Below are 14,612 nucleotides of genomic sequence, written 5' to 3' on the forward strand. Positions count from 1 at the left end.
GACGGCGGTGGCGCCCGGAAGCCCGGTCGGGCCGCCGCCTAGAGTGGAACGGTGACCACGACGCGCCTCGAACCCGGCTCCCCCGCCCCCGCCTTCACCCTCGTCGACCAGGACGACCGGGCCGTCACGCTGCAGGACCTTCGCGGCGGGCGCGTGATCCTCTTCTTCTACCCCGAGGCGATGACGCCGGGCTGCACGAAGGAGGCCTGCGACTTCCGCGACAGCCTCGCACCCCTCCAAGAGGCCGGCTACACGATCCTCGGCGTCTCGCGCGATCAGCCCGAGAAGCTGCGCCGGTTCCGCGAGCGCGACGGACTCACCTACGACCTCCTCAGCGACCCCGACCACAAGGTGCACGAGAAGTACGCCGTCTGGGGCGAGAAGGTCAACTACGGCAAGACGTTCATGGGCGTCATCCGGTCGACGTTCGTGATCGACGAGGAGGGCCGCATCTCGCACGCGCTCTACAACGTGCGCGCCACCGGCCACGTCGCACGGCTGCGGGCGGCACTGGGCGTCTGACCGCGCGGGTCGCCCCTCGCGGGTCGTCCCTCGCGGGCGCCGATCGGGACGGGTGGGCGCGGACGGCTGAACGAGAGTCAGCGGGATGCCGCGCCCGGCGCCCCGCCGTCGACGTCGTCGCCGCGGCGAGCCGCCCTCCCGGCATCGCGCACCGCCAGCACGAGCAGCACCAGCACCACGAGCGCGGGAGCGGCGAGCGCACACGCGAGCGCGGGCTCGGCGAAGGCGCCGGTCGCGGCGCCGATGGCCACCGCGAGGATCAGGAACTGCGTGACGATGCCGCCCGAGCGTCCCCACGACTGGCCGCGCCAGATCGCGACGGCGAAGGCGAGCACCGCGACCGCGCCGATGAGCGTCAGCACGAGGAGGGCGATGGCGCTCACGAGCGAGCCGGTGTCGCCGGTGACGATGGCCACGAGCTCGCGCACGGTGAGGGCCGCGAGGCCCGCTCCCTCGAGTCCCACCAGCACGGCGGCGGCCCTTCCGGACAGGTTTGTCCGCATTCTCCGACCACTCCTTCTTCGGCTCACATCGCGTTTGTGCGAATCCTCCAGAGCCCTGGGGGAACACTCAGGAAGACCTACACAAACCCGCCGGCGAACCCTTGATTCAGGTAAACCGCTATGGGACGATTGGTGAAGCCGTGTGCTCCCACAGCGACGTGGGGCGAGTGATCTCGCACATCCCACCCAGGGTATCGGACCCGAACCGAGCCCAAATCCCCACCCCTCTGTTACAAGGAGCACCACCATGGACTGGCGCGACAAGGCCGCCTGCCTGACCGTCGACCCCGAACTGTTCTTCCCCGTGGGGAACACCGGCCCGGCCGTCGATCAGATCGAGAAGGCCAAGTCGGTGTGCGCGCGCTGCACCGTCACCGAGATCTGCCTGCAGTACGCCCTCGAGACCGGTCAGGACTCGGGCGTGTGGGGCGGTCTCTCCGAAGACGAGCGCCGCGCCCTCAAGCGTCGCGCCGCCCGCGCGCGCCGCGCCTCCTGAGCAACACCAAGAGAGAACGGATGCCGCGGCCCGCGGCATCCGTTCTGCATGTCTCCGCTCTTCGCCGAGCGGCTCAGCCCTTCGAGCGCTCGATGTAGCGCAGCGGGATCTCGATCGTCACCTCGGTGCCGCTGCCCATGATGGTGTGCCAGTCGATGGTGCCACCGAGCTCGCCCTGGATGAGCGTGCGCACGATCTGCGTGCCGAGGCCGCGCCCGACCTGCCCCTCGGGCAGTCCGGAGCCGGTGTCGCGCACCCGCACCTCGAGCCGGTCGTCAGTGCGCTCGGCGATGATCTCGACGTCGCCCTCCTGGCCGGCGAGGCCGTGCTCGACCGCGTTCGTCACCAGCTCGGTGAGAGCGAGTGCGAGCGGGGTCGCGTATTCGCTGGGCAGGGTGCCGAAGCGCCCGGTCGAGTGCGTCTTCGCGCGCGTGTTGGGGGCGGCCGCCACCTCAGCGACGAGCTTCAGCACGCGCGCGAACACCTCGTCGAAGTCCACGTTCTGGGCGAGGCCCTCCGAGAGGGTGTCGTGCACGACGGCGATGGCCGAGACACGGCGCATCGCCTGCGTGAGCGCTTCGCGCGCCTCGTCGGTGTGCGAGCGACGGGCCTGGATGCGCAGGAGCGACGCGACCGTCTGCAGGTTGTTCTTGACGCGGTGATGGATCTCGCGGATCGTCGCGTCCTTGGTGATCAGCTCCTGCTCCTGGTGGCGGATCTCGGTCACGTCGCGACACAGGACGATCGCACCGATGCGCGTGCCCTGATCCCGGAGCGGGATGGTCCGCAGCGACACCGTCACGCCGCGCGCCTCGAGGTCGGCGCGCCACGGTGCGCGCCCGGTGACCACGACCGGCAGCGACTCGTCGAACTGGCGCTTCGTGGGGAGGATGCCGGTCACGACCTCGACCAGGGACTCGCCCTCGAGCTCGTCGTCGAATCCCAGCCGGTTGAACGCCGACAGCGCGTTGGGGCTCGCGAACGTCGTGATGCCGTCGACGTCGAGGCGGACGAGCCCGTCGGATGCACGCGGCGCACCCCGACGCGGCGAGGTGGGCGCCGTGAGGTCGGGGAAGTCGCCCGACGCGATCATGCCGAACAGGTCGTCGGCGCAGTCGTTGAACGTGATCTGCTGGCGCGACGGCGTGCGCGCCTCGCCGAGGTTCGTGTGGCGGGTCAGGACGCCGATGACGGTGACCTCGCCGCCGTGCTTGCGGGCCACGGGCACGGCGCGCACGCGCGTGGGCGTCTCTTCGAACCAGTCCGGCGAGGCCGAATCGACGATGCGGCCGCTCTGGAACGCCTCGCGCACCTGCGTGCGCCACTGCGGACGCACGCGGTCACCGACGATGTCGCGGTAGAAGAGCGTCGCGGCGCCGCCCGGGCGCGTGTGAGCCACGGCCACGAAGGAGTCGTCGGAGGTCGGCACCCACAGCACGATGTCGGCGAACGCCAGATCGGCGAGGAGCTGGCCGTCCCCCGCGAGTCGGTGCAGCCACTCCACGTCTTCTTCGCTGGAGCGGCCCTGGGCGTAGACGAGATCGCTGAGGGTCGACACGCATCTAGCCTAGAGCGCGCGGCTCAGCCGGCCGGTGCGGCGACGCGGGCGTCGGGCTGCGGCACGGCGTCCTGTCCGGAGCGACCGGCGGACGAGCGGATGCCGCGCCGCCGGCCCCTCACGCCGCGCTCGGGCTCGGGAGCCGGCACGAGCGCCTCGCCGACGAATCGCCGCACCGCGAGCGTCAGCGGTGATCGCGGCGCCACCTCGGCGATCGGCAGCGACGCGAGGATCGCGGCATCCGCTGATCTGGGGTCCTGCGGCAGGAACCACACGTCGTCGATGCCGCCGAACCGGTCGAGCGTGCGCCGGACCTGGCCGCGCGCGTCGATGCCGAGGGTGCCGGGCCGCAGGCGGTTCGCCACCACCGCGACGGGCGTCGCGCCGATCGTCGCACGCAGGTCGGCGTGGCCGCGGAGGAAGCGCGAGACCCCGACGGGGTCGGCCGCGACCACCGCGACGACGGAGTCGGCGCTGCGCAGCGCCGCGAGCGTGGCGGCGTTGCGGCGCGGCCCCTCGAGATCGCTCATGATCTCTTCATCGCGCTCGAGCGACGACGAGACGTCGACCACCGTGTAATCCGCCCACTCGCGGCACGCGGCGAGCGCGGCGGCGACACGGCGCTCGCTGAGCTCGGGCCATCGCGACGGACGGTTGATGCCGGCGAGCACCTCGACGCCGGTGCGGCCGAGCGGGATCGCGATGCGCGTGAGCTCACGCGCATCGAGCCCACCGAGCTCTGCCTGACGGCACGCCGCCGCGAAGCCCGGCCCCTCGTCGGCGAGCCCCAGGGTGAGCGCCAGCGACGGCGCATGGGTGTCGGCGTCGACGAGGGCCACGTGCCGCCCGCCGCGCGCGAGTTCGATCGCCAGCTCGACGGCGACGGTGGACCGGCCGGGTGCGCCCGCCGGACCCCACACGGTGATCACGCGGGGCTCCGGTCGCGGGGCGGTCGGCGCAGCCGGCGCGGCCGGGCTCGCGGCGAGAGCCTCGGCGATGCGCCACGGCTCGGTGCCGCGCGGGAGCGGCGCCTCGAGCCCGCACGCCACGGCGAGCCGCTCCCCCGCCGGGTCGTCGACGAGCGGCAGCACTCTGGTGCCCGCGCGGTCGCAGAGCGCGACCACCGTGGGCGACATCGTGGCCCGCGACACCTCGATCACCAGCGCGTCGGCGTCGGCGAGCGCCTGCAGTATCGCCTCGGCGTCGGCCCCCAGCATCCGGTCCGACGCCGCGAGCGCGGGGGCCGATGCCGCGACCTGTGCGATGACGTCGACGCCCTCGCGCCGGAGCCCTTCAATCAGGGGCGCCGCGTCGTCGACGGCGACGACCACTCTCATGAGCCGGCGCCCGTCGTCGGTACGACGGACAGCGCCGAGCCGTCGGCCATCGCGGCGAGCGTCGCCGAGACGTCCGCGCGCGGGATCACGAGCTCGAGCGCGGCCGCGCCGCCGCCGATCATGGAGTCGTCGCGGGTGACCGCGACCACGGTGGCGTCGGCGACGAGGATGCGGGGCTCGTCGTACGCGCCCTGCTCGACCAGCGGCGCCGACCACACCTCCACGACCGTGCCCGCGTCGACCGACGCGGGCACGTCGACAGCGCTGCGGACGACCACGCTGGTAGTGCGAGCCGAGTCGGGATCGCCGACGGATGCCGCAGGAACGAGTTCGCCCGCCTCGATCGTGCGGGTCGCGACCGCGGCCTCGTCGAGATCGTCGGGAGCCAGATAGGTGCCGGTCACCGGGCCGAGCGCGACCTCCACGACCTTGAGGTCGCCCGCCGCGATCGCCTCCCCCGGGACGATCGTGTGCGCCGCGGCGTAGACCGGAACGGTCTGCCTCGCCGCGGAGACGACGAGCCATACGCCCACGACGGATGCCGCGACGAGGAGGACCCCGAGGAAGAATCGGGCGTCTCCCCAGAAAGCTCGACGAGGGGTGCGGACAGGGTCGCTGGCGGCCGTCATGCGTCCATCGTCACGCACTCGGGCACGGGGCGTCGGGCGTTATCCACAGGGGTTCGGGGGCCCGGCCCGCACCCGTGGGGCGGGTCCATAATGGGGGCATGCCCGAAGACCCGACGTCCGACGTGCGTCTGCTGGCACCGGCCCAGGTGGGCGAGGTGCTCGGCGTCAGCGTCGACGAGGTGATGGCTCTCGTGAGGGAGGGCCGCCTGCGGGGGTTCCGCGTGGGCGCGCCGGCGCGGTGGCGGGTCGACGCGGCGAGCGTCGGCGAGTACCTCGACGACCAGGCCGAAGAGGCTCGTCGCATGGCGCTGTGGCGGCAGTCTCAGACCGCCAGCTTCCCGGAGCTCTGGGGCAGCGGCATCGTCCGCAACCCCGACTGACGCGCGCGGGTGCGGCCGGCTGCCCCGCGATCACGGGAGGTTCGGCGCCTCGTCCGCGCGGATCCATGCGATCGCGGCGAAGGGCACGAGGCGGTAGCCCGCCACGGCGTCCGCGCGGCGCGCCGCGCCCGGCTCGTGCAGGGCGAGGTCGAGGTGGTCCGCTCCCGCACGATCGATGGTGCCGGTGAGCCCGCGACCCGACGACAGGTGCACGGCGACTCCGGCGCGGCGGCGCACCAGGTCACGCAGCACGAATCCGAACGTGAGCCGGTCGGCCAGCGGCGAACGGGGCGGCGCGGGCCGGGCCGTGCGCAGCAGGTCGGCATGCGGCATCCCGATAGCGACCAGCGCGGCGAACGGCACGATCACCGCGCCGGCCGGTCCCTCGGCGGGCGCCAGCGCGACCCAGTCCGCCCCCACGCCCGTCACTGCGGCCCGAAGCGTCGTCCCGTCGCTGAGGTCGAACGATGCGGCCACAGGGGCCGGGTCGCGGCCGCCGAGCAGCGTCAGCCGCTCGGCGAGCTGCACCCGCGACAGGCGGAGGCGCTCGGCCTCGGTGTCGAGCGCCGCCCGTTCGGCCTCCCATTCGGAGGCGAGCTGATCCTCGAGGTCGTCGAAGAAGCGGTCCCAGCGCACTCAGTGAGAGTAGGGCAACAGGGGCTCGTCGGGCGGAGAGTTATCCACAGCTGACCGGGTTCGATTTTCCTGAGAGTTCCCCGTGTGTTCTACTGTCCCCAAGACAATCCCCCCTGTCGAGATAGGCACCCATGGCAACGACGCCCGCGGGCACCGCCCGCGTACCCTATGCGTCCCGCAGCACGCAGCTCGCAGAGTTCTTCGCGCCGCAGCGGACGCCGTCCACCGCGCTCCCCCCGCCGGAGCCGTTCCTGCGCAACCTCACGCTCGGCGTGCTCGAGGTGTTCGCGGGCGTGCGCGAGGTCGATCAGCTCGCGCGCTGGCTCACCGAGGACGCGTACCGCAAGCTCGTGACGCGGGCCAACCTCGCCGCCCGCGCGCGCAGCGCGCGGGGTGCCGCGGCGCGACGGCCCGTGCACGCGATCATGTCGGTGCACGAGTCCTCACCGGCCGACGGCATCATCGAGGCGGTCGTCGTCGTGCGGGGTCCGGCCCGCACGCGGGCCCTCGCGGTGCGCATCGAGGGCATGGACGGGCGCTGGCGCGCGACGTCCCTCGCCCTCCTCTGACACCGCCGCTCCGCACCGCGCCGCCGCCGGCCGCAAGTCAGGAGCCGGAGCCGGCCCCGACGTTGCGGCCGGCTCCGACGTCAGTCGTCGGCGTCCTTGTCGATGAGCTCCAGCAGCGACTTCAAGGCATCGCGGATCTCGTCGTGGTCGTGCTGCCCGGCGCGGCTCTCCGCCGAGATGACACCCGACCGGTGCACCCGCGTGAAGTCGCCGAAGGGAAACGAATACGCACCCTTCGTCTCGTGGTTCTCGTCGCGGTCGACGCCGAGATGCCAGTGGGAGTACTCGGTCCATCCCTCGCGCTCGATGAACGAGTTCTCCTCGTCGGCCGTGGGCGCCGCCTCCGACCAGGCGTCGCGTTCATCGCGGACGACCTTGCCGTCGCGGATGAGAGCGCGCGCATGGCGCAGCGCCGGCTGGTTCAGTTCGATGGACATGCCCCGACGCTACGACTGCCGGTGCGCACGGACGAGGGGGTTGACGGATGCCGCGGCCCGCGGCATCCGTCCCGTCACTGCTTGTACGACGCCAGGAAGTTGCCGAGGCGCTCGACGGCCTCCGACAGCACCCGGGCCTCGGGCAGCGTGACGATGCGGAGGTGATCGGGCGTCGGCCAGTTGAAGCCGGTCCCCTGCACCAGCAGGACGTGCTCGGCGACGAGGAAGTCGTAGACGAGCTTGGCGTCGTCGTGGATCTCGTGCACGTTCGGGTCGAGACGCGGGAACGCATACAGCGCACCCTTGGGCTTCAGGCACGTCACGCCGGGGATGCGCTCGAGACCCTCCCACGCGGCATCCCGCTGCTCGTGCAGTCGGCCCTCCGGAGCGATGAGCGCGTCGATGGACTGCACCCCCGAGAGCGCGGCCTGCACGGCGTGCTGTGCCGGCACGTTCGGGCACAGCCGCGTCGAAGCGAGCAGCTGGATGCCCTCGAGGAAGCCCGCCGCGTGCTTCTTCGGACCGGTGATGACGAGCCAGCCGGAGCGGTAGCCCGCGACGCGATACGTCTTCGACAGGCCGTTGAACGTCAGGCAGAGCAGGTCGGGGGCGAGCGTCGCGAGCGGGATGTGCTGCGCTCCGTCGAACAGGATGCGGTCGTAGATCTCGTCGGACAGCAGCAGCAGCGAGTTCTCGCGCGCGATCTCGACAATGCCCTCGAGCACCTCGCGCGAGTACACCGCCCCCGTGGGGTTGTTCGGGTTGATCACGACGATCGCCTTGGTGCGCGGCGTGATCTTCGAGCGGATGTCTTCCAGCGAGGGCTGCCACTCGTCGTCGGGATCGCAGCGGTAGTGCACCGGCGTGCCGCCGGCGAGGCTCGTCATCGCCGTCCACAGCGGGTAGTCCGGCGCCGGGATGAGGACCTCGTCGCCCTCGTCGAGGAGCGCCTGCATCGTCATGGTGATGAGCTCGGACACCCCGTTGCCGAGGTAGACGTCGTCGGGGTCGAACTGCGGGAAGCCCGGCACCTGCTCGTACCGCGAGACCACCGCGCGGCGCGCCGACATGATGCCCTTGCTGTCGCTGTAGCCGTGGGCGTGCGGCACGGCCTCGATCATGTCGCGCACGATCTGGAACGGCGCCTCGAAGCCGAACACCGCCGGATTGCCGGTGTTGAGCTTGAGGATCGTGTGCCCCTCGTCCTGCAGCCGGTCGGCCTCGGCCAGTGCCGCCCCGCGGATCTCGTAGAGAACGTTCTGGAGCTTGCTCGACTGATCGAGGGGGCGGAGGGGACTCATCGCCCCAGGATATCCGCGGGCGAAGAGGGCCAATGAACGCCTGGTGGCCCGCGCTCCAGCGCGGGCCACCAGGTCTGTGTCCTACTTCTTGCGCTGCTCGGCGGCGCGGCGCTGGGCGCGGTTCATCGGGGTCTGCTGCGCGGCCGGGGCGTCGGCATCCGTCCGCTGGCCGAATGCTCCGCGCTGCGGCTCGGCGGCCGGCGCCTGCGGTCCGGGAGCCGCCGCGGCGGCGGCAGCCGCCTGGCGCAGCCGCGAGGTCGCGGCCTGCTGCACCTGACCGCGGTCGTTTCGGACTTCGACCTCGCCGGCGTCGTTGGAGGCCGAGTACTGCAGGCGCTGATTGTCGACGGGCTGCGCGCCGAGGCCCTTCGCCTCGACCTGCGTGACCTGCTCGGCACCCGCCTCACCCTGCCGACGCACCTCGACCTCGAGGTTGTAGAGGTAGCCGACCGACTCCTCCTTGATCTGCCCCATCATCGCCTGGAACATCTGGTACCCCTCGCGCTGGTACTCGATGAGCGGGTCGCGCTGGGCCATCGCACGCAGGCCGATGCCGTCCTTGAGGTAGTCCATCTCGTAGAGGTGGTCGCGCCAGCGGCGGTCGAGCACCTGCAGCACCACGCGGCGCTCGAGCTCGCGGGTCGCCGCCTCGCCGAGGGTCGTCTCGCGCGTGTCGTACGCGATGCGGGCGTCGGAGAGGATCTCGCGCTTGAGCCCGTCGGCGGTGATGCCGCCCTTGCGGCCGGCCGCCTCGGCGACGACCTCGTCGATGGTGACACCCACCGGGTAGAGGGTCTTCAGCTCGGTCCAGAGGGCGTCGAAGTCCCAGTTCTCACTGTGGCCCGAGCCGGTGTGGTCGTCGATGACGGCGTTGATCGCGTCCTCGATGAAGTGCTGGACGCGGCCGGCGATGTCGTCGCCCTGGAGGATGTGCCGGCGGTCGGAGTAGATCGCCTCGCGCTGCCGGTTCAGGACGTCGTCGTACTTGAGGACGTTCTTGCGGATCTCGGCGTTGCGCGCCTCGACCTGGCTCTGCGCGGACTTGATGGCCCGCGTGACCATGCCCGACTCGATCGCGACGTCGTCGGGGAAGTTCGTGCGGGCGATGATCGCCTCCGCGGCGCCCGACTGGAACAGCCGCATCAGGTCGTCGGTGAGCGAGAGGTAGAAGCGGCTCTCGCCGGGGTCGCCCTGACGGCCTGAACGACCGCGCAGCTGGTTGTCGATGCGGCGCGACTCGTGGCGCTCGGTGCCGAGCACGTAGAGGCCGCCCGCCTCGACGACCTTCGTGCTCTCGGTCGCGACGCGGTCGCGCATCGCCTCGTAGACGGCGTCCCATTCGGCCTCGTACTCGTCCGGAGTCTCGACGGGGTCCAGGCCCTTGGTCTTCATCTCCTGCACCGCGAGGAACTCGGCGTTGCCGCCGAGCATGATGTCGGTGCCGCGGCCCGCCATGTTCGTGGCCACGGTGACGGCGCCCAGGCGCCCGGCGCGTGCGACGATCTCGGCCTCGCGCGCGTGGTTCTTCGCGTTGAGGACCTCGTGCTTGATCCCCTTCTTGGCCAGCAGGCGCGACAGGTACTCGCTCTTCTCGACGCTCACCGTGCCGACGAGCACCGGCTGGCCGGCCTCGTGGCGCACGGCGATGTCTTCCACGACCTGGGCGAACTTGGCCGTCTCGTTCTTGTACACGAGGTCGGCCTGGTCCTTGCGGATCATGGGCTTGTTCGTCGGGATGGGGACGACGCCCAGCTGGTACGTCGACATGAACTCGGCCGCCTCGGTCTCGGCGGTACCGGTCATGCCCGCGAGCTTGTTGTAGAGGCGGAAGTAGTTCTGCAGCGTGACGGTGGCCAGGGTCTGGTTCTCGGCCTTGACCGGCACGGCCTCCTTGGCCTCGATGGCCTGGTGGATGCCTTCGTTGTAGCGCCGGCCCACGAGGATGCGGCCGGTGTGCTCGTCGACGATCATGACCTCGTCGTTCATCACGACGTAGTCGGTGTCGCGCTTGAACAGCGCGAGCGCCTTGATCGAGTTGTTCAGGAACGAGATGAGCGGGGTGTTCGCCGACTCGTACAGGTTGTCGATGCCGAGGTAGTCCTCGACCTTCTCGATGCCCGGTTCGAGCACGCCGATCGTGCGCTTCTTCTCGTCGACCTCGTAGTCGACGCCCGCCTCGAGCGTCTTGGCGATCTTCGCGAACTCGACGAACCAGCGGTTCGCCTCGCCCGACGACGGTCCCGAGATGATGAGCGGCGTCCGCGCCTCGTCGATGAGGATCGAGTCGACCTCGTCGACGATCGCGTAGAAGTGACCGCGCTGGACCAGATCCTCCTTGCGCCACGCCATGTTGTCGCGCAGGTAGTCGAAGCCGAACTCGTTGTTGGTGCCGTACGTGATGTCGCAGTTGTACTGCTCGCGACGGATCTCGGGCGTCTGGCCCGCGACGATCGTGCCGGTGGTCATGCCGAGCGCGCGGTAGATGCGGCCCATGAGCTCGGACTGGTACGACGCGAGGAAGTCGTTGACGGTGACGACGTGGACGCCCTCGCCGGCGATGGCGTTGAGGTACACCGGGAAGGCACCCGTGAGCGTCTTGCCCTCACCGGTCTTCATCTCGGCGATGTTGCCGAGGTGCAGCGCGGCGCCGCCCATGATCTGCACGTCGTACGCGCGCTGGCCGAGCGTGCGCTTCGCCGCCTCGCGGACGGCGGCGAAGGCCTCGGGCATGAGCTGGTCGAGGGTCTCGCCGGCCTGGTACCGCGCACGCAGCTCCGCGGTCTCGCCACGGAGCTCTTCGTCGGTGAGGTGCTCGTAATCCTCTTCGAGGGCGCCCACGGCCTTCACGACCTGCTGGAGCCGCCGGAGGATGCGACCCTCACCGGCACGAAGCAGTTTCTCGAGGGGGTTGGCCACGGAGTATCTCCATCTTCAGGCTTCGGGATGCGGCGCGACGGCGCCGGTGCCGCCCGGGTGCATGGCCCCAGGCATACCTGCCTATGTTATCCACCCGTGACCTTGGTGTGCGCTGGGTGTGGAACGGACGTGCGGCGCCCTTCACGCGTGGCCGCGGCATCCGTTGTCTGCATTCCGAGTATGTATATACTCGGTCACTACATACTCGGTATGCCCCCGACGGAGAGGTGCGACATGGTTGTCTGGCGTCGATGGATCTTCCCGATCCTCCTGGTGCTCGCGTTGGGGGCGGCTGCGGCCGCGCTCGTGAAGATCGCGTTCTTCCCCGACACCGCACCGGCCGCCGCCGTGCAGCCGTCCGCGCAGATCGCCGACCCGGTCGTGATGGTCGAGCGCGGTCAGGTCGCCAACGCCCTCAGCCTCCCGGGCACGATCGCACGGGATGCGGCGTACCCCATTCGCTCCGAGATCGACGGCACCGTCACCGCTGTCCACGTCGGCGAGGGCCAGTCGGTCGCCGCCGGCCAGAAGCTCTTCACGATCAAGCAGGCGGAGCCCGTCAAGAACGTCGACGTGCTCGCTGCTGAAGCGGGCGACGTGACAGAGCTGGCGGTCGTGAAGGGCCAGCCGGCCTCGATCGGCGTTGAGCTGGTCAAGCTCACGCCGGCGCGCTACCACGTGCAGGCCACCGTCGACCCGGTGCAGCTGTATCGGCTGCAGGGCGCGCCGAGCGAGGGGGCAGTCACGATCCAGGGTGGGCCGGCGCCCTTCACGTGCACCGGCCTCGAGGTCGACGTCGCCGACGACGGCACCACCACGGTCACCTGCGCGGTGCCGGGCGACCAGGTGGTCTTCGCCGGACTGCAGGCCGAGCTGGCAGTCGACCTCGGAACCGTGTCGGATGTGCTGGTCGTGCCCACCACGTCGGTCAAGGGCGGCGCCGGATCGGGCGTCGTGTGGGTGGATGCCGGCACGGGCGAGCTCGAGGAGCGGGATGTCGCGCTCGGCGTCAGCGACGGCGCCATCGTCGAGGTGACGACAGGGCTCGAGGAGGGCGAGCAGGTGCGCCAGTTCGTCCCCGGACTGGCGGCGGCCGACGATCCGGTCTGCTACGACGACGGCATGGGCGGCGAGTACTGCGAGCCGGCGGGATGGAGCTGGTGAGCCTCGTCCGCCTCGAAGGCGTCTCGAAGCACGTGCTGCTGCCCGACGACAGCCGGCTCGACATCCTGCGCGGCATCGACTTCGCCGTGGCGGCGGGTGACCACGTCGCGATCGTGGGGCGCAGCGGCTCGGGCAAGTCGACACTGCTGAACCTGCTGGGCATGCTCGACGCACCGTCGGAGGGTGCGGTGTGGTTCCGCGGGGAGCCGGTGCGCCGTATGCGGCGCGGGCGCCTCGACCGGCTGCGCGGCCGCAACGTCGGCTTCGTGTTCCAGCAGTTCAATCTGCTCGCCGGCCGCACGGCGCTCGAGAACGTCGAGATGCCGCTGGGCTACGCGTGGGGGCGCGCCTTCTGGCGCCGGCGGCGCACCGCGACCGAGATGCTCGAGCGCGTCGGCCTCGGCCATCGCATCGAGTCCACGCCCGAGCAGATGTCGGGCGGCGAGCAGCAGCGCGTGGCCATCGCCCGGGCGCTGGTGCGCCGCCCGGCGCTGATCCTCGCCGACGAGCCCACGGGTGCCCTCGACGTCGAGACCGGCGCCACGGTGATGGAGCTCCTCGACGAGATCGCGTCGGAGGCCGACGCAGCGCTCGTGACGATCACGCACGACCTGCACGTCGCCGCCCGCGCGCGACGCCACTACCGACTGGATGCGGGAGTGCTGACGCCGTTCGACCTCGGTGCCGCGGCGCCGTCGGGCGCGAGCGACCCCGCAGCGCCGGAGCTCGCGGCGAGTGTGGCCGAAAGCGAGAGCGGTGCCCCGGCCGAGAGCGGTGCCCAGACCGAGAGCGACCGCGGCACGCCGGCCGAGAGCGGTGCCCCGGCCGAGGGCGAACGCGACGCCCCGGCCGAGGCCGCCGAAGCGCGCAACCCCTCCGAAGCCCAGGGCGCGGCATCCGTCGCCGTCACCACGCGTGAAGACGACGCCGAGCGCGCGGCGGTGGCCTCGTGACCGGGCTCGTCGGCGCGCTCGGCGAGGCGTGGTCGGAGCTGCGGCACCACAAGCTGCGGGTGCTGCTGAGCCTCATCGGCATCGCGGTCTCGGTCGGCGCGCTGACCGCGGTGGTGGCGCTGAGCGAGTACCAGCGGCAGCAGATGGCAGAGCAGTCGGACCAGAGCGGCGGGCGCCCCGCGACCGTGTCGATCACGGCGAACCGCACCGACGGCGCGCCGATGGACTGGAAGGCCTTCGACGCGCACGTCGACCGGGTCGCCGAGCGCTACTCCTTCTCTCACCTCACTCGCATCGTCGATCCCGTGCAACTGCAGGTGCAGACGCCGGAGCAGGTGCGGCCGGTGATGGCGCGCCTGGTCGATCCGGCGTACGCGGTGATCCACCGCTCCCCCCTGCTGGAGGGACGGTGGTTCCAGGACGCGGACGCGGAGCTGCTCGCCCCGCCGGTCGTCATCTCGGGGGCGCTGTGGGACGTCTACGGCCGCCCGGCGCTGGGCGCCGGCTTCGCGCTGAGTCTGCAGGGCGACGTCGCCGGCTCGTACCCCGTGGTCGGCGTGACGCCGCGCCAGTACGCCGGCGACGAGGAGAAGCGCCTCACGCTGATGTACGACTCCTATGCCGCACGCCGCGACGCGCTGCCCGCCGACGCGATGATCGCGTGGGAGGTGTGGGCGCCCGAGGACGGCGTGGCCGAGGTCGGACCGGCGCTGGCCGCCGACCTCCGCGCCGGTCAGGACGACGCGGTCCAGATCACGGTCACGCGCACCGACTGGGCCTCGCGGCCCGACGCGCAGACGTCGATGGCGGCGTTCGAGCTGGTCACCGGCGGCATCGCCGGGCTCGTGCTCCTGCTCGGCGGCCTCGGCCTCGTGAACATCCAGCTCGTCGCGATGCGCCAGCGCATCCGCGAGATCGGCGTGCGGCGCAGCTTCGGCGCGACCCAGGGTCGCATCTTCACGTCGGTGCTGCTCGAGAGCGTCGTTGCGACGGCCGTGGCGGGAGTGATCGGCATCGCCATCGCGGTGGCGGTCCTCAAGGCGCCGTTCGTCATGGACATGTTCTCCGGGATGCAGGACGTCCCGCCGTTCCCCGTCCGCGCCGCGGTCACCGGCCTCGTCGCCGCCGTCGCGATCGGCGCGCTCGCGGGCTTCATCCCGGCGCTGATGGCCGTCCGCTCCAACGTCATCGACGCGCTGCGCTTCTGACCT

At 71.4% G+C, this 14,612-nt stretch carries 15 protein-coding genes; 7 read left to right on the forward strand and 8 right to left on the reverse strand.

Annotation, left to right across the window (positions count from 1 at the left end; translation table 11 throughout):
* Positions 1-51: 51 nt before the first annotated feature.
* Complete coding sequence (gene bcp, locus IM770_RS07590; RefSeq protein WP_203580536.1) at positions 52-522, forward strand: thioredoxin-dependent thiol peroxidase; 471 nt, start codon at positions 52-54, stop codon at positions 520-522.
* Positions 523-599: 77 nt separating this feature from the next.
* Here bcp and IM770_RS07595 read toward each other — a convergent pair whose 3' ends face one another.
* Positions 600-1,025 carry a histidine kinase gene (locus IM770_RS07595; protein WP_203580537.1) on the reverse strand — a complete coding sequence of 142 codons (426 nt, stop codon included), beginning with the start codon at positions 1,023-1,025 and terminating at the stop codon, positions 600-602.
* Positions 1,026-1,272: 247 nt separating this feature from the next.
* On the opposite strand from IM770_RS07595, the gene IM770_RS07600 reads away from it, so the two are divergent.
* Positions 1,273-1,521, forward strand: a complete 249-nt coding sequence (locus IM770_RS07600) for a WhiB family transcriptional regulator (RefSeq protein WP_018171995.1) — start codon at positions 1,273-1,275, stop codon at positions 1,519-1,521.
* A 73-nt stretch (positions 1,522-1,594) separates the two neighbouring features.
* On the opposite strand, the gene IM770_RS07605 is transcribed toward IM770_RS07600, so the two are convergent.
* Genes IM770_RS07605 through IM770_RS07615 form a run of 3 tightly spaced genes read right to left on the reverse strand, consistent with a single transcriptional unit; the run spans position 1,595 to position 5,045 of the window.
* Positions 1,595-3,079 (reverse strand): sensor histidine kinase, encoded by a 1,485-nt coding sequence (locus IM770_RS07605; protein WP_203580538.1) that lies wholly within the window; start codon positions 3,077-3,079, stop codon positions 1,595-1,597.
* Between the two features lie 23 nt (positions 3,080-3,102).
* The gene (locus IM770_RS07610) at positions 3,103-4,416 is read right to left on the reverse strand and encodes a CpaE/TadZ family protein (RefSeq protein WP_203580539.1); all 1,314 of its coding nucleotides are present in this window, start codon (positions 4,414-4,416) and stop codon (positions 3,103-3,105) included.
* Positions 4,413-5,045: an SAF domain-containing protein gene (locus IM770_RS07615; protein ID WP_203580540.1), complete on the reverse strand. Its 633-nt coding sequence runs from the start codon at positions 5,043-5,045 to the stop codon at positions 4,413-4,415. The genes IM770_RS07610 and IM770_RS07615 overlap by 4 nt, the downstream gene beginning before the upstream one ends.
* Positions 5,046-5,143: 98 nt before the next feature.
* On the opposite strand from IM770_RS07615, the gene IM770_RS07620 reads away from it, so the two are divergent.
* On the forward strand, positions 5,144-5,425 hold the full coding sequence (locus IM770_RS07620; protein ID WP_203580541.1) for a helix-turn-helix domain-containing protein: 282 nt from the start codon (positions 5,144-5,146) through the stop codon (positions 5,423-5,425).
* A gap of 30 nt (positions 5,426-5,455) precedes the next feature.
* Here the strand turns inward: IM770_RS07620 and IM770_RS07625 are convergent, their stop codons facing one another.
* Positions 5,456-6,061, reverse strand: coding sequence for a hypothetical protein (locus IM770_RS07625; protein WP_203580542.1), 606 nt, complete (start codon positions 6,059-6,061; stop codon positions 5,456-5,458).
* A gap of 131 nt (positions 6,062-6,192) precedes the next feature.
* On the opposite strand from IM770_RS07625, the gene IM770_RS07630 reads away from it, so the two are divergent.
* Positions 6,193-6,630: an Rv3235 family protein gene (locus tag IM770_RS07630; RefSeq protein WP_203580543.1), complete on the forward strand. Its 438-nt coding sequence runs from the start codon at positions 6,193-6,195 to the stop codon at positions 6,628-6,630.
* A gap of 80 nt (positions 6,631-6,710) precedes the next feature.
* Here IM770_RS07630 and IM770_RS07635 read toward each other — a convergent pair whose 3' ends face one another.
* The 3 genes from IM770_RS07635 to secA all read right to left on the reverse strand — a co-directional run bounded on the left by IM770_RS07635 (position 6,711) and on the right by secA (position 11,284).
* Positions 6,711-7,067, reverse strand: a complete 357-nt coding sequence (locus IM770_RS07635; RefSeq protein ID WP_203580544.1) for a hypothetical protein — start codon at positions 7,065-7,067, stop codon at positions 6,711-6,713.
* Positions 7,068-7,141: 74 nt separating this feature from the next.
* Entirely contained in the window at positions 7,142-8,368 is a 1,227-nt protein-coding gene (locus IM770_RS07640; protein WP_203580545.1) for a pyridoxal phosphate-dependent aminotransferase, read from the reverse strand.
* Between the two features lie 81 nt (positions 8,369-8,449).
* Positions 8,450-11,284: a preprotein translocase subunit SecA gene (gene secA / locus IM770_RS07645; RefSeq protein ID WP_203580546.1), complete on the reverse strand. Its 2,835-nt coding sequence runs from the start codon at positions 11,282-11,284 to the stop codon at positions 8,450-8,452.
* A gap of 234 nt (positions 11,285-11,518) precedes the next feature.
* On the opposite strand from secA, the gene IM770_RS07650 reads away from it, so the two are divergent.
* From IM770_RS07650 to IM770_RS07660, 3 genes are read left to right on the forward strand one after another with little or no spacing between them, the layout of a single operon-like run.
* The gene (locus tag IM770_RS07650) at positions 11,519-12,448 is read left to right on the forward strand and encodes an efflux RND transporter periplasmic adaptor subunit (RefSeq protein WP_203580547.1); all 930 of its coding nucleotides are present in this window, start codon (positions 11,519-11,521) and stop codon (positions 12,446-12,448) included.
* Complete coding sequence (locus tag IM770_RS07655) at positions 12,436-13,401, forward strand: ABC transporter ATP-binding protein (RefSeq protein WP_372430660.1); 966 nt, start codon at positions 12,436-12,438, stop codon at positions 13,399-13,401. Before IM770_RS07650 ends, IM770_RS07655 begins: the two co-directional genes overlap by 13 nt.
* Complete coding sequence (locus tag IM770_RS07660) at positions 13,398-14,609, forward strand: ABC transporter permease (RefSeq protein ID WP_203580548.1); 1,212 nt, start codon at positions 13,398-13,400, stop codon at positions 14,607-14,609. Before IM770_RS07655 ends, IM770_RS07660 begins: the two co-directional genes overlap by 4 nt.
* Positions 14,610-14,612 lie beyond the last annotated feature (3 nt).

It is taken from the genome of Microbacterium hibisci, assembly GCF_015278255.1.
GTDB classification, from domain to species: Bacteria; Actinomycetota; Actinomycetes; order Actinomycetales; family Microbacteriaceae; genus Microbacterium; species Microbacterium hibisci.